This is a genomic window from Pseudomonas sp. B14-6, from assembly GCF_013260315.1.
Classification (GTDB): Bacteria; Pseudomonadota; Gammaproteobacteria; order Pseudomonadales; family Pseudomonadaceae; genus Aquipseudomonas; species Aquipseudomonas mandelii.
Genome location: NZ_CP053929.1, coordinates 6,579,242 through 6,600,597 on the forward strand (window position 1 = coordinate 6,579,242; position 21,356 = coordinate 6,600,597).

The 21,356-nt window shown below is 62.2% G+C and carries 8 protein-coding genes; 4 read left to right on the plus strand and 4 right to left on the minus strand.

Annotated elements, in window-relative coordinates; all coding sequences use genetic code 11:
• Positions 1-23: 23 nt before the first annotated feature.
• From atuC to HP062_RS30095, 3 genes are read right to left on the minus strand one after another with little or no spacing between them, the layout of a single operon-like run.
• Entirely contained in the window at positions 24-1,640 is a 1,617-nt protein-coding gene (gene atuC / locus HP062_RS30085) for a geranyl-CoA carboxylase subunit beta (RefSeq protein ID WP_077747898.1), read from the minus strand.
• A gap of 3 nt (positions 1,641-1,643) precedes the next feature.
• On the minus strand, positions 1,644-2,513 hold the full coding sequence (locus tag HP062_RS30090) for an SDR family oxidoreductase (protein ID WP_083374688.1): 870 nt from the start codon (positions 2,511-2,513) through the stop codon (positions 1,644-1,646).
• Between the two features lie 12 nt (positions 2,514-2,525).
• On the minus strand, positions 2,526-4,328 hold the full coding sequence (locus tag HP062_RS30095; protein WP_172792462.1) for an acyclic terpene utilization AtuA family protein: 1,803 nt from the start codon (positions 4,326-4,328) through the stop codon (positions 2,526-2,528).
• A 178-nt stretch (positions 4,329-4,506) separates the two neighbouring features.
• Between HP062_RS30095 and HP062_RS30100 the strand changes: the two genes are divergently transcribed.
• The 3 genes from HP062_RS30100 (at position 4,507) to HP062_RS30110 (ending at position 7,134) form a co-directional block, all read left to right on the plus strand.
• Positions 4,507-5,130: a TetR/AcrR family transcriptional regulator gene (locus HP062_RS30100; RefSeq protein ID WP_010461210.1), complete on the plus strand. Its 624-nt coding sequence runs from the start codon at positions 4,507-4,509 to the stop codon at positions 5,128-5,130.
• Positions 5,131-5,225: 95 nt separating this feature from the next.
• On the plus strand, positions 5,226-6,020 hold the full coding sequence (locus HP062_RS30105) for an ABC transporter substrate-binding protein (RefSeq protein ID WP_172792463.1): 795 nt from the start codon (positions 5,226-5,228) through the stop codon (positions 6,018-6,020).
• 100 nt (positions 6,021-6,120) lie between these two features.
• Positions 6,121-7,134, plus strand: coding sequence for a GNAT family N-acetyltransferase (locus HP062_RS30110; protein WP_172792464.1), 1,014 nt, complete (start codon positions 6,121-6,123; stop codon positions 7,132-7,134).
• A gap of 156 nt (positions 7,135-7,290) precedes the next feature.
• On the opposite strand, the gene HP062_RS30115 is transcribed toward HP062_RS30110, so the two are convergent.
• Entirely contained in the window at positions 7,291-7,839 is a 549-nt protein-coding gene (locus HP062_RS30115) for an RNA polymerase factor sigma-70 (protein ID WP_010461205.1), read from the minus strand.
• Positions 7,840-8,217: 378 nt separating this feature from the next.
• On the opposite strand from HP062_RS30115, the gene HP062_RS30120 reads away from it, so the two are divergent.
• Positions 8,218-21,201, plus strand: coding sequence for a non-ribosomal peptide synthetase (locus tag HP062_RS30120; protein ID WP_172792465.1), 12,984 nt, complete (start codon positions 8,218-8,220; stop codon positions 21,199-21,201).
• Positions 21,202-21,356: the final 155 nt, after the last annotated feature.

Genomic DNA, 21,356 nt, shown 5'->3' on the forward strand with positions numbered 1-21,356 from the left:
TATTGTTCTCCTGTGATCCGCGATCAGAATCTCGCGACGCCAAAACTGTTGGTTTGCAGTGGCCGCACTTCGGCCTCATGACAGATGTCCAGCAAGTAACCGAGCAAGGTCCGGGTATCCCGCGGGTCGATCAGCCCGTCGTCCCACAGGTTGGCGCTGCCATACAGCGCGGTGGACTGGCTGTCGAGTTTCTGCGCGGTCACCTGTTCCAGCATGTCGAGCATTTTGGGGTCCGGCACCAGGCCGTCCTTGAGTTGTTTGGCCTCGGTGACGATGCGCAGCACCTTGCCGGCCTGGGCACCACCCATGACGGCGGTGCGGCTGTTGGGCCAGGCGAAGATGAAACGCGGGTCGAGGCCGCGGCCGCACATCGCGTAGTTGCCGGCGCCGTAGGAGCCGCCGACGACGATGGTCAGTTTAGGCACCCGGGCGTTGGCCACCGCTTGAATCATCTTCGCGCCGTGCTTGATCACGCCTTGCTGTTCCGACTCGGTGCCGACCATGAACCCGGTGGTGTTGTGGAAAAACAGCAGCGGCGTCCGGCTCTGGTCACACAGCTGAATGAATTGCGCCGCCTTGCTCGCCCCCTTGGGCGTGATCGGGCCGTTGTTGCCGATGAATCCGCAGGCGCGGCCCTGAATGTGCAAATGGCCGCAGAGGGTCTGCTGATCGAACTCACCCTTGAACTCGAGGAAGCTCGAACCGTCGGCAATCCGCGCGATGATTTCGCGCACGTCATAGGGCTTTTTCGGATCGTCGGGAATCAGCCCGAGCAACTCGTCGATCGGGTAGAGCGGGTTTTCCCAGTACCGGGCGGGCGCCACCGGCAGCCGTGAATTCCACGACAGCAGACTGACAATCTCGCGCACCTGGCGCACGCCATCGGCATCGTTCTCGGCCAGGTATTCGGCGGTGCCGGCGGTTTGTGCGTGCATCTCGGCGCCGCCCAGTTCTTCATCGGTGGCGACTTCTCCGGTGGCGGCCTTGAGCAGCGGCGGGCCGGCCAGAAACAGCTTCGCCTTGCCGCGCACCACCACCACATAATCCGAGAGCCCCGGCTGATAAGCTCCGCCCGCTGTGGCCGAGCCGTGGACCACGGTAATCTGCGGCAGCCCCATGGCCGACATCCGCGCCTGATTGGCAAAGCTGCGCGCGCCTTCGACGAAAATCTCCGCCGCGTAATTGAGATTGGCGCCGCCGCTCTCGGCGAGGGTGATCACCGGCAGTTTGTTTTCCATGGCGATCTGTTGCAGGCGCAGGGACTTTTTCAGACCGCTGGGGGAAATGGTCCCGCCCTTGATCGCACTGTTATTCGCCACCACCAGCACCCGCACGCCGGACACGTAGCCGATCCCGGCGATCAAGCCGCCGCCGGCCGAGCTGCCGTCCTTGTCGTCGTGCAGTTTGTAGCCGGCCAGGCTCGCCAGTTCGAGGAACGGCGCGCCGGGGTCGAGCAGCAGATTGAGGCGTTCACGGGGCAGCAACTGGCCGCGTTTGTCGAATTTTGGCTTGGCTTCGGCCGCCTTGTTCAGCAGGTTTTGTTCGAGCTGGCGGACCTGCTCGATGCCGACCAGCATGGCCGTGCGGTTCTGGGCGAACTGTTCGCTGAACGGGTCTACCTGGGACTGGATCACCGGCATGGTTTATTCCTTGTCCTTGAGCACATCAGGAAGGTAGGCGCGGTGAAAACCGTTGTACGACTCACTGTTCGTCGCCTTGTGAATCGGCCACGCCCGACCGCCGAGACTCGCGGCGCCGTCGATGCGCAACGTGCTGCCGCTGATGAACGTGGCGGCCGGGCTGAGCAGGAACACGATTGCCGCGCTGACTTCGGATTCCGTGCCGATGCGCTTGAGCGGCACGTGCTCGCGCAAGGTTGGAATCACCGCTTTGAACGCACCTTCGTAGGTGTCCATACCGCTCGATGCCACCCAACCCGGCGCCACCGCGTTGACCCGCACCCCGGCATAACCCCATTCGAAGGCGGCAGTCTTGGTGAGGTTGTCCATGCCCGAGCGCGCCGCGCCCGAGTGGCCCATGCCGGGCATGCCGCCCCACATGTCGGCGAGCATGTTGACGATGGCGCCGCCGTGTTTGCTCATGGATTGGTTGAACACTTCCCGGGCCATCAGGAAACCGCCCACCAGGTTGGTGCGCATCACGGTTTCGAAACCCTTCTGATTGATCGAGGCCAGCGGCGACGGGTATTGGCCACCGGCATTGTTGACCAATCCGTGGATCGGGCCGTGCTGGCGGATCAACTCGCTGACCAGATGCCTGACCGCTTCTTCTTCACGAATGTCGCAGGTGGCCCAGTCCGCCTTGCCGCCGTCTTCGGCAATCTCGGCGGCAACGTTTTTCAACTTGTCGGCCTTGCGCCCGACCAGCAGCACACGGGCGCCAAGTGCCGCCAGCTCATGGGCGGTGCACCGGCCGATGCCGCTGCCGCCACCGGTGACGATGATGGTTTGGCCTGCAAACAAACCGGCTTTGAAAATCGAATCGTAGGCCATGGCGACCGTCCTCTAGTTGACCTGGTCGGCGATGCCCTGGGGCACCGGAATCTGGATGTCCAGCAACTGCTGGGCGAAGGCTTTGCCTTGCGGATCGATTCGCAGGCTGGCCACGCCACCGCCGCCGAGGGCGTTCTCCAGGAGAAAATTGAAACTGTGGGTGCCGGGCAAATACCAACGCTCGACACGTCCGTGGATCGGGTCAAGGACATGGCTCATCCAGTCGACCATCACCTCAGGCGTCAGGGCTTCGGCGATCCATGGCAGATACTCGGCTTCCCGGGCCATGACGCCGATGTTGCTGTGATTACCCTTGTCGCCGGAGCGCGCGACGGCGAGTTTGACCAGGGCCACGCTGGCATCGGCGCGGCCTGTGGGTTGCGGCGGGTCGAACGGAACGGGCAAGTCATCCGGGTCGAGCACATCGACGGCGGGCAGGGCGCACGGGTGGCGTTGGCCCTGCAGATCAATTTCCAGCGTGCAGGCGGTTTTGTCGATGAGGAACGAGAACAGCCGGATCAGCGGATACACCGTCGGCCGTCCACCGACAATCCCGGTCAGTCCCGGCGCCATGCCGGTGGCAGCCTGGGCGATTTCCCGGGAGAACACGATCAATGCCTGTTTGTTCGGATGGCGCACCGCGAGTTTGATCACCACTTCGCGGCTGTCCTGGCGTTGGCCGTGGGCACCGTAAGTGGCCTCGCTGCCCAGGAGTTCGATGTTCACTTCGCTGTAGGGCGCCCAGCCGCGCTGGCTGAAGATCTCCGAGGTCTTGTTGATGATCGCCTGGCCGACCCGTTCGGCCTTGGCCACGGCATCGATCCCGGCGATCAGGCAACTGGCGGTGCAGCGGAAACCGTCCGGGTAGGTCGCGCTGACCTTGTATTGATCGGTAGGCGGCAAGCCTTTGGCGCCATGCACCTGAACTGCGTTTTTACCTTGTTGCACGAGTTTGACCTGGGTGAAATCGCAGACCACGTCAGGCAGCAGGTAGGCTTGGGGGTTGCCGATTTCATAGAGCATTTGTTCGCCGACGGTCAGCGGCGTGACCAGGCCGCCTGAGCCCTCGGGTTTGCTGACGATGAACTGGCTGTCGGCGCTGACTTCGACGATGGGGAAGCCAATGTGTTCGTAATCGGGCACATCGCGCCAATCGGTGAAATTGCCGCCGGTGCACTGGGCGCCACATTCGATGATGTGCCCGGCCAATGCGGCCTGGGCCAGTTTGTCGTAGTCATGCCAGGACCAGCCGAATTCATGGACCAGCGCGGCACTGACGACCGCGCTGTCGACGACGCGTCCGGTAATGACGATGTCGGCACCCAATCGAAGGGCTTCGACAATGCCCGGTGCGCCGAGGTAGGCGTTGGTCGAGACGCACATCGGCGGCAAGGGCGCGCCGCTGAACATTTCATGCAGGCCACGGCTGCTCAGCTGTTTGAACTGCGGTTGCAGGTCGTCGCCCAGCAACACGGCGATTTTCAGTGCCACCCCGGCCTTGTCACATGCCGCTTGCAAGGCAGCGGCGCAGGCCTGTGGATTGACCCCGCCGGCATTGCTGATGACGCGGATGTTTTGTTCGGCGAGTTGCCCAAGCAGTGGGCTGAGGACTTCGATGAAGTCGCCCGCATAGCCCGCCTGCGGATCTTTCATCCGTGCGCCGGCCATGATCGACATCGTGATTTCTGCCAAATAGTCGAAGACCAGATAGTCCAGACGCCCACCGTGCACCAGTTGCGCAGCAGCGGTTGAGGTATCGCCCCAGAACGCGCTGGCGCATCCGATGCGAATCGTTTCTGGCGCAGTCCTTTCCATAACCACCTCCGATAGAAGTGCATCGAGACTACCAAGCAAGCGCTTGGTTTGTAAACGACTGAAATATCTTCTGCCCGAGCGCTTGCTTGGTTGTCGTCGCCAGCTTAAATTGCCCGCGCAACCCCGCTGTTTTAGCGGCGGGCGGCGCATTTGATTGATCGACTGTAGGAGAGAATGGGTGGACGAGCAAAAAGCCCTGGGGGTCATGCGCGAATTGGTCGACAGCGGCCAATTGACCGACCCTGACAGCGCCCGCGGCAAACTGCTGCAAGTGGCGGCTCACCTGTTCCGTAACAAAGGGTATGAACGCACCACGGTGCGCGATCTGGCTGGCGCCGTGGGCATTCAGTCGGGCAGCATTTTTCATCACTTCAAAAGCAAGGACGAGATCCTGCGCGCGGTGATGGAAGAGACCATCCGCTACAACACGGCGTTGATGCACGCCGCCCTGGCCGAGGCCGGCAATGTACGCGAGCGGGTGCTGGCGCTGATTCGCTGCGAATTGCAGTCGATCATGGGCGGCAGCGGCGAGGCCATGGCGGTGTTGGTGTACGAATGGCGTTCGCTGTCCGAAGACGGTCAGGCGCAGGTGCTGGCGCTGCGCGATATTTACGAAGCGCTTTGGCTGCAGGTGTTGGGTGAAGCCAAGGACGCCGGTTTTATCCGCGGCGATGTGTTCATCACGCGTCGTTTTCTGACAGGGGCGTTGTCCTGGACCACCACCTGGTTTCGTGCCGGCGGCAGCATGAGCCTCGATCAATTGGCCGATGAAGCATTGATTCTTGTGCTCGAAGAGAAGTAATAAGGTGTCATGAGCCAGCAGGAAACTGGCTAAGTGGCCGAAACCGCCTAGCTTGAATGCATTGATGGGTATTTTTTGGGGAGTGGGTTGTTTTGATGTCTTCGCCAATTAGGACGGCCACGCGGCTTTTGCTGGCGTCGCTCGCGGCGGTTTGGGTATTGCCGTCCCAGGCTGCACAACTGGTGCGTGTCGGTGCCGCACATTTCCCGCCTTATACCGTGCGCCCGGAATCCGGTGCCGACACTGGCCTGCTGCCGCAATTGGTAGAAGCCTTGAATCAATCGCAGAGCGACTATCAGTTCGTCCTGGTGCCGACTTCGATTCCGCGGCGATTCGGTGATTTCAAGCAAGGTCGGGTCGACATGGCCATTTTCGAGAACCCGGACTGGGGCTGGAAGGACATTCCCCACGTCAGCGTCGACATGGGGCTTGAAGACGCCGAGATTTTCGTCGCGCAACGCGAGCCCGAGCGCCAGCAAAGTTATTTTGCCGACCTCACCGGCAAGCGTCTGGCGCTGTTCAGCGGCTATCACTACGAGTTCGCCAACTTCAATGCCGACCCGAAATTCCTCGCGCAGAACTACGACGCCACGCTGACCTATTCCCATGACAGCAACCTGCTGATGGTGCTGCGCGGGAGGGCAGACATTGCCTTGGTGACGCGTTCCTACCTGAGCGATTACCTGCTGCGCAACGAGCTCGTGGCCGATCAGCTGCTGGTGTCGCAGCGCGTCGATCAGGTGTATCACCACTACGCGATCCTGCGTCCGTCCGCGCCCATCAGCGGCGAGGCGTTCGGCAAGTTGCTGCAAGGGTTGCGGGACAATGGGCAGATGCTGAAGATTTTCGATCCATACAAGATTGCGGTGGTGGCGGTGCCCAAGCCCTGAATGACACCGCAGGTCGCGCCAATTCGCGACTTCACTTAAATTTCCTGCCCCGGCTCACGTCACAGGGTTGAACTGTCGACGATTATCGTGAGCCCGACCCATGCCCAATCTGAATGACCTGACTGCCCTGGCCTTGCCCAACGGAAGCCGTCTTGTAGCTGATGAAACCCAGAGTCGCCTGCACCTCAGCCTGGAAGGGCAGCCGCTGATCGAGCTGCGCCTGACCCGCGAGCCCGATGTGCAGGTGCAGGTCGAAAAGCGTTTCGACACGCCTGAAAGTCAGGCGCTCTGGGCCACCTGCTATTGGCTGTTTGCCCGTGATCCGGCGTGCCAGCACCTGACGTTTCAACTGCAGCAATCGCCTGCCGACGCCTTGGCGAGCGGTTTGCTGATTCCCACCGACACCGCCGGCCAATACCGTTGCAAACGCACGCTGTTCTGGCAGTTGCCCCAGCCGTGGCTCAGTCAGGCGCAGGCCGACACTTATCCGCAGCAAATGGTCATCAGTGGCGGCAAGCGTCATCCGCTGCGCCCGCTAAAACCACGCGGTGAAGTTTATCGTCGCTTCGATGCGCGGCTCGGTGGCTGGATTTCCCTGCGCACGCTGGATATCGATCTGGACCTGGGACGTTTCAATCGCTGGCAGAACAGCCCGCGGGTCGCGAGTTTCTGGCAGGAAGAGGGCAGTCTTGAGCAGCACCGCGAGTACCTGAGCAAACTCGAAGCCGATCCTCACACCCTGACCCTGATCGGTTGTTTCGATGATCAGCCGTTTGCCTATTTCGAAGCCTACTGGGCCAAGGAAGATCGCATCGCGCCGTTCTATGACACCGGCGATTACGACCGTGGTATCCACATGCTGGTGGGTGAAGAAAATCACCGTGGCCCGCACAAGGTGGCGAGCTGGTTATCGGCGTTGACGCACTACCTGTTTCTCGACGATCCGCGCACCCAGCGAGTCGTCGCCGAGCCTCGCGCCGACAACGGGAAGATGATCAAGTACATGCAGGATCAGGGTTACCACTGTGAGAAAGAGTTCGACTTTCCGCACAAGCGCGCGGCGTTGATGATGCTGGGGCGGGAGCGGTTTTTTGCTCGGTGCAAGTTGGCGTGATGCTTATGGCTCAAGGTCTGCACTGACCTTGAGTGCCCCATCGCGAGCAGGCTCGCTCCCACATTGAATCTCCAGTGAACACACAATCGGTGAACACCCAAGATCAAATGTAGGAGTGAGCCTGCTCGCGATCGGGGTCACCGAAAATTTGAGCTTTTAGCGACGGGCAAAGGTATCTACACGATTGCCCGACACCTTGCGGCAGTGCACCAGCGCATCGCGAATCATGAAGTTCACCAGGGTCGGCGAGACGCCGAGTTCCTTGGCGATGTCCTTTTGCGGCACGCCGTGCAGGCGGTACATCTCGAAGGCGTAACGGGTACGGCTCGGCAGCTCCGTCAGCGCATCGGCGATGTTTTCCAGGGTCGAGAAATTGATGTGCGAGGTTTCCGGCGAAGCGCCCTGAATCACCACGTTCAGACCTTCCTCTTCCGGCCCGGAGTATTTCTGCTCCAGCGCCTGCTTGCGATAGTGGTCGATCGCCAGGTTGCGCACGATCTGGAACAGATAACTGAGCTGAGCCTTGAAGGATGACGTGATTTGCGGCGCCGATTGCAGCCGGAAAAACGCATCCTGGACCACGTCTTCAGCACGCGACCGGCAACCGGTAATCCGCGCTGCAATCTTGACCAGAATCAGTCGGTTGTCGACAAAGGCCTGAAGTAGCGGTGAATCGCACCTGCTTGTGGATACTTGTTCCGTCATGGAAATCACCTTGCTGCCAATAGGTTGGTGGGGCGGTGGGGGGTGGCCGTCCTACACATCGAGCGACAAATTATGCTGAATGATAATGATTGTCAATTGAGAAAGAGAACTAATGCTCCTCAGCGGTGCAGAGTGAGAACTGCGACACGCTGTCGCACTCGCGTGCAGCACTTGGTTCCGTTGCCGATCGACCCTGCCGACTAATTATTTCAAGACGTCATCCGTTCTCATTGGTGAAAGGTGCCGGGTAAATCCCGGCCAAAACCGCACTCCCTATGCCTTGCGCAGTCGGCGAAGACCGCGTCCTGCATGCCCTTTAGTGGGCGTGACGTAAGAAAACCGATTCCATTTGCAAGCCGAATTCAGGCAGGAAACCTCATGACCGACGCGTTCGAACTCCCAAGCAATCTGGTCCAAGCCCTCCAGCGCCGAGCGGCCCTGACGCCGGATCGGGTGGCCTTGCGTTTTCTCGCCGAAACCCCGGAGCAGGCCGTGGTCCTCAGTTATCGCGAGCTGGATCAGCGGGCGCGAACCATTGCCGGTGCGTTGCAGGCCGAGGCTGAGTTCGGCGATCGCGCCGTGCTGCTGTTTCCGAGCGGCCCGGATTACGTCGCGGCGTTTTTTGGTTGCCTGTACGCCGGGGTGATCGCGGTGCCGGCTTATCCGCCGGAGTCGGCTAAACGTCATCACCAGGAACGTTTGCTGTCGATCATCAACGATGCCGAGCCGCGTCTGCTGCTGACCAGCGCCGGCCTGCGTGACGCCTTGCAGCAGATTGAAGGTGCGCCGCCGCTGCTGTGCGTCGACACCCTCGACGGTGCCTTGGCCGCCAGCTGGGTCGCGCCGAACCTGGCCGGCGACCACATCGCCTTTTTGCAATACACCTCCGGTTCCACCGCGTTGCCCAAAGGCGTGCAAGTCAGCCACGGCAACCTGGTGGCCAATGAACTGCTGATCCGTCATGGCTTCGGTATCGATCTGAACCCGGATGACGTGATCGTCAGCTGGCTGCCGCTGTACCACGACATGGGCCTGATCGGCGGTCTGTTGCAGCCGGTTTTCAGCGGCGTGCCGTGTGTGTTGATGTCGCCGGCGTATTTCCTCGGCCGGCCGTTGCGCTGGCTGGAAGCGATCAGCGAATACGGCGGCACCATCAGCGGCGGCCCGGATTTCGCCTATCGCCTGTGCAGCGAGCGCGTCAGTGAGTCGGCGCTGGAACGCCTCGACCTGAGCGGCTGGCGCGTCGCGTATTCCGGCTCCGAACCGATTCGTCTCGACACCCTGGATCGTTTCGGCGAAAAGTTCGCGGTGTGCGGTTTCACCACTGACAGTTTCATGGCGTCCTACGGGTTGGCCGAAGCCACCTTGTTTGTCGCCGGAACCCCGCGCGGTCAGGGCATCGGCAACCTGCGCGTGGACGATCAAGCCCTGGCCCAAAACCGCGCAGAGCCTGGCGAGGGCAGCGCGATCATGAGTTGCGGCATCAGCCAGCCGGATCACGCGGTGTTGATTGTCGACCCGGTCGCGCTCAACGAACTCACCGACAACGCCGTCGGCGAAGTGTGGGCTGCCGGGCCTAGCATCGCCCATGGCTACTGGCGCAACCCCGAGGCCAGCGCCAAGACCTTCGTCCAGCACAACGACCGGACCTGGCTGCGCACCGGCGACTTGGGTTTCATGCGTGACGGTGAACTGTTCATCACCGGGCGCCTGAAAGACATGCTGATCGTTCGCGGTCACAACCTGTACCCGCAAGACATCGAACAGACCGTCGAACGCGAAGTGGAAGTGGTGCGCAAAGGTCGTGTCGCGGCCTTCGCGGTCACTGTCGATGGCCAGGAAGGCATCGGCATCGCCGCGGAAATCAGCCGCAGCGTGCAGAAAATCCTCGCGCCCGACGCGTTGATCAAAGCCATCCGCCAAGCGGTGGCCGAGGCGTATCAGGAAGCGCCGAGCGTGGTGGTGCTGCTCAATCCGGGCGCATTGCCCAAAACCTCCAGCGGCAAACTGCAACGTTCGGCCTGCCGCAATCGTCTGAAGGACGGCAGCCTCGACAGCTACGCGCTGTTCCCTTCGGCGGACGTTCAGGGCGAATCCGGCACAGCGTCGGGTTCCGAACTGCAAGCCTTGATCGGCCAGATCTGGAGTGAGCAACTGCAGGTCAAACAGGTTAACGCCGACGATCACTTCTTCCTGCTCGGCGGCAATTCCATCGCCGCCACTCAAGTGGTTGCGCGACTGCGTGAAACACTCGGACTGGAGCTGAACCTGCGCCTGCTGTTCGAAGCGCCAACCCTCGGCGCCTTCACTGCCGCTGTCGCTCAGCTGCAACAGGACGGCGGCCTGGCCCAAGGCGTGATTACTCCGCTGTCGCGTCACGAACCGATGCCACAGTCTCTGGCGCAAAACCGCCTCTGGATTACCTGGCAACTCGATCCGCACAGCAGCGCCTACAACATTCCCGGGGCCTTGCGCCTGCGTGGCGAGCTGGACGAAAACGCCTTGCGCGCCAGTTTCCAGCAGCTGATCGAACGTCATGAATCCTTGCGCACACGCTTCTTCGAACGGGACGGCGTGTCGCTCCAGCAGGTCGATGCGGCGGGCGAATTCAACCTGCAATTGATCGACATCAGCGAACTGCCCGCCGAGGAGCGCGAAGCCCGCGCGCTGCACATCCGTGAGGACGAAGCCCGCACCCAATTCGATCTGGAGAAAGGCCCGCTGCTGTGGGTGACGCTGGTGCGCCTCGACGACGATGACCATCAACTGCTGGTGACGATGCATCACATCATTGCCGATGGCTGGTCGCTGAACGTGCTGATCGACGAGTTCTCGCGCCTGTACGCCGCGGCTTCCCAGGGACAAAAGGCCACGCTTCCCGCATTGCCAGCCCAATACGCCGATTACGGCAGCTGGCAGCGTCAATGGCTGGCGCAAGGGGAGGGCGAGCGTCAACTCGCCTACTGGAAAACGCAGTTGGGCGAAGAGCATCCAACGCTGAACCTGGCCACCGATCATCCGCGCTCGGCGAAGCACGTTCACAGTGCTGCCCGCCACTCGATAAAGCTCGCCGCGACCCTGAGCGATGCCATTCGCCAGACCGCCCAGGCGCATGAGTCGACGCCGTTCATGCTGTTGCTCGCCGCCTTCCAGAGCCTGTTGCACCGCTACAGCGGCCAGCGCGACATCCGCATCGGCGTGCCGAATGCCAACCGCCCGCGCCTGGAAACCCAAGGGCTGATCGGCTTCTTCATCAACACCCAGGTGCTGCGTGCCGACGTGGATTCGCGCCTGCCATTCGTTGAGCTGCTGGCGCAAACCCGCCAGGCCGCGCTGGGGGCGCAAGCGCATCAGGATCTGCCGTTCGAACAACTGCTCGAAGCGTTCCCGCAAGCGCGCGAACAAGGCTTGTTCCAGGTGATGTTCAACCACCAGCAACGGGACTTGAACGCGCTGCGCCGCCTGCCGGGATTGCTCGCCGAAGAACTGCCGTGGCACAGCCGCGAAGCCAAGTTCGACCTGCAACTGCACAGCGAAGAAGACCAGAAGGGTCGCTTGAGCCTGTCCTTCGACTACGCCAGCGAGCTGTTCGACGCGACGACCATCGAGCGCCTGGCCGAGCATTTCAGCCACCTGCTGCGAGCCATTTGCGAGCAACCGTCCACCGCCATCGGCGACCTGCCACTGCTGAGCGCAAGCGAACACGACCAACAATCGTCCTGGAGCGCCGCGCCGTGCACACCGGCCAGCCAATGGTTGCCGGAACGGCTCAACGAGCAAGCGCGCCAGACCCCGGAACGCACCGCGCTGATCTGGGACGGCGGCAGCCTCGATTTCGCCGAACTGCACACCCAGGCCAACCGCCTGGCCCATTACCTGCGCGACAAAGGCGTCGGCCCGGACGTCTGCGTGGCCATCGCCGCCGAGCGTTCGCCGCAGTTGCTGATCGGCCTGCTGGCGATCATCAAGGCTGGTGGTGCCTACGTGCCGCTGGACCCGGATTACCCGGCCGAGCGCCTGGCCTACATGCTCAGCGACAGCGGCGTGGAGTTGCTGTTGACCCAGACCCAATTGCTCGAACGCCTGCCGGCCACCGATGGCGTCAGCTTCATCGCCATGGATGCGCTGCATCTGGAGAACTGGCCAAGCCAGGCGCCGGGCCTGCACCTTCACGGCGACAACCTCGCCTACGTGATTTACACCTCCGGTTCCACCGGTCAACCCAAGGGCGTCGGCAACACCCACGCGGCGCTCGCCGAGCGCCTGCAATGGATGCAGAACACCTACGGGTTGAACGACACCGACGTGCTGATGCAAAAAGCCCCGATCAGTTTCGACGTGTCGGTGTGGGAGTGCTTCTGGCCGCTGATCACCGGCGCCCGCTTGCTGATTGCCGGCCCCGGCGAGCACCGCGATCCGCATCGCATCGCGCAGCTGGTTCAGCAATACGGCGTGACCACGCTGCACTTCGTGCCGCCACTGCTTTCGTTGTTCATCGACGAGCCGCTGACCGCCGAATGCACCAGCCTGCGCCGGGTCTTCTCCGGTGGCGAAGCCTTACCCGCCGAGCTGCGCAACCGCGTGCTGGAACAACTGCCGGCCGTACAATTGCACAACCGCTACGGCCCGACCGAAACCGCAATCAACGTCACCCATTGGCACTGCGTCCGCGCCGATGGCGAGCGCTCGCCGATTGGCCGTCCGTTGGGCAACGTGGTGTGCCGCGTGCTCGACAGCGACCTCAACCCGGTGCCGGCCGGGGTGCCGGGTGAGCTGTGCATCAGCGGCATCGGCCTTGCTCGTGGTTATCTGGGCCGTCCGGGACTGACCGCTGAACGTTTTATCGTCGATCCACTGGGCGAGCAGGGCGCGCGTCTGTACCGCACCGGCGACCGTGCGCGCTGGACGGCGGATGGGGTGATCGAATACCTCGGTCGCCTCGATCAGCAGGTCAAACTGCGCGGCTTCCGTGTCGAGCCCGAAGAAATCGAAGCGCGCTTGCTGGCCCAGGAAGGCGTTGCCCAAGCCGTGGTGCTGGTGCGCGAAACCGCCGCCGGTGGCCAATTGATCGGTTACTACACCGCCACCGATTCCATTGAACAGGTTGATGTTCAAACCGCACGCCTGAAAGCTGCACTGGCGGCTGAACTGCCGGAATACATGGTCCCGGCGCAGCTGATGCGCCTGGACGAAATGCCCCTGAGCCCGAGCGGCAAACTCGACCGTCGTGCCTTGCCCGAACCGCAATGGCAAGTGCGCGAACACGTCGAGCCGGTCACAGCGCTTGAGCAGCAAATCGCCGGCATCTGGCGCGAAGTGCTGTGCCTTGCGCAGATCGGCCTGCGTGACGATTTCTTCGCCCTCGGCGGTCATTCGTTGCTGGCCACGCAAATCATTTCCCGCACCCGTCAGGCCTGCGACGTTGAGTTGCCGCTGCGGGCACTGTTCGAAAACAGTGAGCTGGGCGCGTTTGCCGAACAGGTGCAACTGATCCAGGCCAGCGGCAAGACCAACCAGCAACCGCCCATCGAGAACGTCGACCGCCGCCAACCGGTGCCGCTCTCTTATTCCCAGCAACGCATGTGGTTTCTCTGGCAAATGGAGCCGGACAGCCCGGCCTATAACGTCGGCGGCATGGCACGGTTGCGCGGTGTACTCGATGTCGGGCGTTTCGAAGCGGCGTTGCAAGCGCTGATCATGCGCCACGAAACCCTGCGCACCACGTTCCCGAGCATCGACGGCGTGGCCCGCCAACAGGTCCATGCGCAAACCGGCATGCGCATGGACTGGAAGGACTTCTCGGCGCTGGAGGCCGACAGCCGTGAGCAACGGGTGCAGCAACTGGCTGACGACGAGGCACATAAACCGTTCGATCTGGAAACCGGTCCGCTGCTGCGCGCCTGTCTGGTCAAGACCGCCGAGCACGAACACTATCTGGTGCTGACTTTGCACCACATCGTCACCGAAGGCTGGGCGATGGACATCTTTGCCCGTGAACTGAGCGCGCTGTACGAAGCGTTCGTCGATGACCGCGAATCGCCGTTGGCACCGCTGCCAGTGCAGTACCTGGATTACAGCGTCTGGCAGCGCCAGTGGCTGGAATCCGGCGAGCGCCAGCGCCAGCTCGACTACTGGACCGCGCAACTGGGCCGCGAACATCCGCTGCTGGAATTGCCCGCCGACCGTCCACGTCCGCCGGTGCAAAGCCATCAGGGCGAACTGTTCCGTTTCGACCTGAGCGATGACCTCGCCGCACGGGTACGCGCCTTCAACGCGCAAAACGGCCTGACCCTGTTCATGACCATGACAGCCGCACTGGCCGTGCTGCTTTATCGCTACAGCGGCCAAAACGACCTGCGCATCGGCGCGCCGGTGGCCAACCGGATTCGCCCGGAAAGCGAAGGACTGATCGGGGCGTTCCTCAACACCCAAGTGCTGCGTTGCCAGCTCGACGGGCAGATGTCCGTCGGTGAATTGTTCGAGCAGGTGCGCCACACGGTGATCGAAGGCCAGTCCCATCAGGACTTGCCATTCGATCACTTGGTTGAGGCCTTGCAGCCACCGCGCAGTGCCGCGTACAACCCGCTGTTCCAGGTGATGTGCAACGTGCAACGCTGGGAATTCCAGCAAAGCCGCACCCTGGCCGGCATGACCGTCGAGTACCTGGCCAACGATGCCCGGGCGACCAAGTTCGACCTCAACCTGGAAGTCACCGACCTCGATCATCGACTGGGTTGCTGCCTGACTTACAGCACCGATTTGTTCGATGAACCGCGCATTGCACGCATGGCGGGGCACTGGCGCAATCTGCTGGAAGCGCTGCTGAGCGATCCGCAACAGCGACTCTGCGAGTTGCCGTTGCTCGACGCCACGGAACAGCAAAAGCTGTTGGACAGCCTTGGCGTCGAACCGGGGGAGCATCGCCTCGATCAATGCATCCATCACCTGTTCAGCGAGCAAGCCCTCGCCCGCAAAGACGCACCGGCGTTGACGTTTGCAGGTGAAACCCTGAGCTACGCCGAACTCGACAGCCGCGCCAATCGCCTGGCCTGGATGCTTCGCGAACGCGGTGTCGGCCCGCAGGTTCGCGTCGGCCTGGCGCTTGAGCGTTCGCTGGAAATGGTCGTCGGCCTGCTGGCGATCCTCAAGGCCGGCGGCGCTTATGTGCCGCTGGACCCGGAATACCCGCTCGATCGCCTGCATTACATGATCGAGGACAGCGGCATCGGTTTGCTGCTCAGCGATGCGGCGATGTTCGACGCGCTTGGCGAATTGCCGGCCAGCGTTGGCCGTTGGTGCCTCGAAGAGGACGCCGCCGCGTTGGCCCATTACCCGGCCACCGAACTGCCCTTTATCAGCCTGCCGCAACATCAGGCCTACCTGATTTACACCTCGGGTTCGACCGGCAAACCGAAAGGTGTGGTGGTGTCCCACGGTGAAATCGCCATGCATTGCCAAGCGGTCATTGAGCGCTTCGGCATGCGCCCGGACGATTGCGAACTGCATTTCTATTCGATCAACTTCGACGCTGCGACCGAGCGTTTGCTGGTGCCGTTGTTGAGTGGTGCGCACGTTGTCCTGCGCGCCCAAGGCCAATGGGACGCGGAAGACATCTGCGGGCTCATTCGTCGCCACCACATCAACATCCTCGGCTTCACCCCAAGCTACGGCAGCCAATTGGCGCAGTGGCTGGCAACCCAGGGCGAAATCCTCCCGGTGCGCATGTGCATCACCGGCGGCGAAGCCCTGACCGGTGAACACCTGACGCGAATCCGTGCGGCGTTCAAACCAAGCCTGTTTTTCAACGCCTACGGCCCGACCGAAACCGTGGTCATGCCATTGGCCAGTCTCGCACCGGAACAGCTGGAAGAAGGCTTGGCCAGCGTGCCGATCGGCAGCGTGATCGGCGCGCGGGTCGCCTACATCCTCGATGCCGACCTGGCCTTGGTACCGCAAGGCGCGACCGGTGAGTTGTTCGTCGGTGGCGCCGGTCTGGCGCAGGGTTATCACCAGCGACCGGGCATGACCGCCGAACGGTTTGTGGCGGACCCATTCGCCGCCGATGGCGGACGTCTGTACCGCACCGGCGACCTGGTGCGCCAGCGTGCCGATGGCCTGGTGGAGTATCTGGGGCGCATCGACCATCAAGTGAAGATTCGCGGTTTTCGCATCGAGTTGGGCGAGATCGAAACCCGTCTGCTGGAGCATGAGTCGATCCGCGAAGCCGTGGTCCTGGCCCTCGACGCGCCGAGCGGCAAACAGCTGGTCGGCTATCTGGTGACCGAGGTCGCCGAGCAGGAGGAAACGCAACAAGCGGCATTGCGTGAAGCACTGAAGCATCACCTCAAATCGCAACTGCCGGATTACATGGTGCCGACGCACCTGATCCTGCTGGCCAGCATGCCGCTGACCACCAATGGCAAACTCGACCGCCGCGCCTTGCCAGCGCCGGACCCGGAACTCAACCGTCAACACTACGTGGCGCCAAGCAACGAGCTAGAGCTGACCTTGACCGGCATCTGGTGCGAGGTGCTGAACGTCGAGCAAGTGGGCCTTAACGACAACTTCTTCGAACTGGGCGGCGATTCGATTCTGTCAATCCAGGTGGTCAGCCGTGCGCGGCAGCAGGGCATTCATTTCAGTCCGCGTGACCTGTTCCAGCACCAGACCGTGCAAACCCTGGCCGCCGTGGCCACCCGCACCGAGCAGGTCACCGCCGAGCAAGGCCTGCTCAGCGGTGAGTCGCGTCTGACGCCGATTCAGCACTGGTTCTTCGACACGGACATTCCCGAGCGTCAGCACTGGAACCAGGCATTGCTGCTGGAGCCGACCGTCGCGCTGGAACCCCATCGCCTGGAGCAAGCGCTGCTGGCGGTAATCGAACAGCACGATGCCTTGCGGTTGCGTTTCAGCCAGACCGACACGCAATGGCGCGCCGAGCATCAGGCGATTTCCAACGTGCCGGTGCTATGGCAAGTTCGAGTTTCGTCCATGGACAAATGCGCCGCGCTGTTCGCCGATGCCCAGCGCAGCCTCGACCTCGAACAGGGGCCGCTGATGCGCTTGTTGCTGGTCGATGGTCCCGAGGGCGTACAACGGCTGTTCATCGCCATTCACCACTTGGTGGTGGACGGCGTTTCGTGGCGGGTGCTGCTCGACGATCTGCAAACCGTTTACCGTCAACTGGACGCCGGGCAGTCGGTCAAACTGCCGGCGAAAACCAGCGCCTTCAAGGATTGGTCCGCCCGTTTGCAGGCCTATGCCGGCAGCGAATCCCTGCGTGAAGAACTGAGCTGGTGGCAGTCGCAACTGACCGGGCCGAACGCCGAATTGCCCTGTAATCGTCCTGAGGGCGGGCGGCAGAACCGGCATGCGCAAACCGTCAGCGTGCGCCTCGATGCCGAGCGTACTCGCCAGTTGCTGCAACAGGCGCCGAGTGCCTATCGCACGCACGTCAACGACCTGCTGCTGACCGCGTTGGCTCGGGTGCTGTGCAATTGGAGCGGAGAGGAGTCGGCGCTGATTCAGCTTGAAGGCCACGGCCGCGAAACCCTGTTCGACGAGATCGACCTGACCCGCACCGTCGGCTGGTTCACCAGCGCTTATCCATTACGCCTCGTGCCGGCGAATGGGCAGGGCGCCTCGATCAAGGCGATCAAGGAACAACTGCGTGCCGTGCCGCACAAAGGCCTGGGTTATGGCGTGCTGCGTTATCTGGCCGATGATCTGAGTCGTCAGACCCTGGCCGCGTTGCCGGTGGCGCCGATCACCTTCAACTACCTCGGTCAGTTCGACCAGAGCTTCGGCGCGGACGCCTTGTTCCGTCCTCTCGATGAAGCGGTCGGTGCGGCCCATGATCCTCGCGCGCCGCTGCCCAATGAACTGAGCGTCGACAGTCAGGTGTATGGCGGTGAGCTGGTGCTGCGCTGGACTTTCAGCGCCGAACGCCACGATCCGCAAGCCATCACCGACCTGGCCAACGCTTATCTTGGCGAACTGCAAAGGCTGATCGAACATTGCCTGCGCGACGATGCGGGAGGCCTGACGCCGTCGGACTTCCCGTTGGCGAAACTGACCCAGCCGCAAATCGACGCGTTGCCAATCCCGGCCGCCGTCATCGAAGACGTCTACCCGCTGACCCCGATGCAGGAAGGCATGCTGCTGCACACCTTGCTGGAACCGGGCACCGGCCTCTACTACATGCAGGATCGCTACCGCATCAACAGCGAACTCGACCCGCAACGTTTTGCCCAGGCCTGGCAAGCGGTGATTGCCCGCCACGAAGCACTGCGCGCATCGTTCTGCTGGAACGTTGGCGAAGACATGCTGCAAGTGATCCACAAACCCGGCAGCACGCCGATCGAGATCCTCGACTGGACGCAAATTGCCGAAGCGGAGCAAGAGCCGAAACTGCAAGCGCTGCTCAAAAGCGAGCGTGAAGCCGGGTTCGATCTGCTCAATCAGGCACCTTTCCACCTGCGCTTGATCAAGGTCGGCGCGGCGCGTTACTGGTTCATTATGAGCAACCACCACATCCTGATTGATGCCTGGTGCCGCTCGCTGCTGATGAACGATTTCTTCGAAATCTACCCCGCCCTCGGCGAAGGCCGGGAAGCGCAACTGGCTGTGCCCCCGCGTTATCGCGACTACATTGGCTGGCTGCAACGCCAGAGCCTGGCCGAGGCGCGGCAGTGGTGGAAAACCAATCTGCAAGGTTTCGAACGGACCACGCCGATCCCGAGCGACCGGCCGTTCCTGCGTGAGCATGCCGGTGAAAGCGGCGGCATGATCGTCGGTGACCGCTACACAAGGCTTGATGCTCGTGACGGTGCGCAACTGCGCGAACTGGCGCAGGCGCATCAACTGACCATCAACACCTTTGCGCAAGCGGCGTGGGCCTTGGTGCTACGGCGTTTGAGCGGTGATCGTGACGTGCTGTTCGGCGTCACGGTGGCCGGGCGTCCGGTGGACATGCCGCAGATGCAGCGCACCGTCGGGCTGTTCATCAACAGCATCGCGCTGCGGGTGAAAATGCCCGAGGACGATCAGCGTTGCAGTGTGCGCCAGTGGTTGAGTGGTTTGCTCGACAGCAACATGCAACTGCGTGAGTACGAATACCTGCCGCTGGTGAGCATTCAGGAAAACAGCGAACTGCCCAAGGGCCAACCGCTGTTCGACAGCCTGTTCGTGTTCGAAAACGCCCCGGTGGAAGTCTCGGTGCTGGACCGTGCACAGAGCCTCAATGCCACGTCCGATTCGGGCCGCACCCACACCAACTTCCCGCTGACGGCGGTCTGCTATCCGGGGGATGACCTGGGGCTGCACCTGTCTTACGACCAGCGTTATTTCGACGAATCGACCGTCGAGCGCATGCTCGGCGAGTTCAAGCGATTGTTGCTGGCGCTGGTCGAAGGCTTCCATGGCGACATGGCCGATCTGCCGTTGCTGGGCGACGAGGAACAGGATTTCCTGATCCACGGCTGCAACCAGAGCGAGCACGATTACCCGCTGGAACAAAGCTATGTCGCGTTGTTCGAAGCGCAGGTCGCTCGGCATCCGCAGCGGATTGCCGCGAGTTGCCTGGATCAGCAACACAGTTATGTAGAACTGAACCGGCGCAGCAACCGGCTCGGTCATGCGTTGATCGCGGCCGGGGTCGGGCTGGATCAACCGGTGGCGTTGCTGGCTGAACGTAACCTCGATCTGCTCGGCATGATCATCGGCAGCTTCAAGGCGGGCGCGGGTTATCTGCCGCTGGACCCGGGGCTGCCGAGTCAGCGTCTGAGCCGGATCATCGACCTGAGCCGCACGCCATTGCTGGTCTGCACGCAAACCTGTCGTGAACAGGCGGTCGCGCTGCTGGAGGCGTTCAGTTGCGCCAACCGGCCGAAATTACTGGTCTGGGAAGAGGTGCAGGCGAGCGATGTATCGGTGGCGAATCCGGGTGTTTACAGCGGCCCGGACAACCTCGCCTATGTGATCTACACCTCCGGCTCCACCGGTTTGCCCAAAGGCGTGATGGTCGAACAGCGCGGCATGCTCAACAACCAGTTGAGCAAGGTGCCGTACCTGAATCTCAGCGATGTTGATGTGATCGCCCAGACTGCTTCGCAAAGCTTCGACATTTCGGTCTGGCAGTTCCTCGCCGCACCGCTGTTCGGGGCGCGGGTGGACATTGTGCCGAACACCATCGCCCATGACCCGCAAGGGTTGCTGGCGCACGTATCGGCCCAGGGCATTACGGTACTGGAAAGCGTGCCGTCGCTGATTCAGGGCATGCTCGCCCAGGAACGCATGAGCCTCGACGGCCTGCGCTGGATGCTGCCGACCGGTGAAGCGATGCCGCCGGAACTGGCGCATCAATGGCTGCTGCGCTACCCGGAGATCGGGCTAGTGAATGCCTATGGCCCGGCGGAATGCTCGGACGACGTGGCGTTCTTCCGCGTTGACATGGCCTCGACCCGAGGCAGTTACCTGCCCATCGGTACGCCGACCGACAACAACCGTTTGTACCTGCTCGATGGCGCGCTGGACCTGGTGCCGTTGGGTGCGGTGGGCGAGTTGTGCGTCGCCGGCACCGGGGTCGGGCGTGGTTACGTCAGCGACCCGTTGCGCACCGCCCTGGTATTTGTACCGAACCCGTTTGGCGCGCCGGGGGATCGTCTGTATCGCACCGGCGACTTGGCCCGACGTCGCAGTGACGGCGTGCTGGAATACGTTGGGCGTATCGACCATCAAGTGAAGATTCGCGGTTACCGCATCGAACTGGGTGAAATCGAAGCACGCCTGCATGAGCAACCAGAAGTGCGCGAAGCGGCGGTCGGTGTGCAGGAAGGCGTGAACGGCAAGCATCTGGTCGGCTATTTGGTCGCGGCGGATGCTTTGATCAAGCCAACGGAGCGACTCGAACGCATCAAGCAACGCCTGCGTACCGAACTCCCGGAGTACATGGTGCCGCTGCACTGGTTGTGGCTGGAGCGGATGCCGCTCAATGCCAACGGCAAACTCGACCGCAAGGCGCTGCCGGCGCTGGAGATCGGCCAGTTGCAGAGCCAGGATTACCAGGCGCCGCGCACCGAGCTGGAGCAGACACTGGCGAATATCTGGGCCAAGGTGCTGAAGGTCGAGAAGGTCGGCGCGCAGGACAACTTCTTCGAGCTGGGCGGGCATTCGTTGCTGGCGACGCAGATTGCTTCGCGGGTGCAGAAAGCCTTGCAACGGGATGTGCCGTTGCGGGCGATGTTCGAGTGCAGCACGGTGGCGGAGTTGGCCGAGTACATCAACGGGTTGGCGGCGAGTGACATCACCGAGGAGAAGGTGGATCGCCTCAATGACTTGATGGCGGAGTTGGAGGGGTTTTGATTCTTTAGCGTCTGTGCGGGGCCTTTCGCGGGCAAGCCTCGCTCCTACAGGATTTGTGTCGTTCGCGATTTTTATGATCGACACCAGACCTGTGGGAGCGAGCCTGCTCGCGATGGCGTCATTGAATTTGCGCGAATTTGCGCGTTGACTGCCGC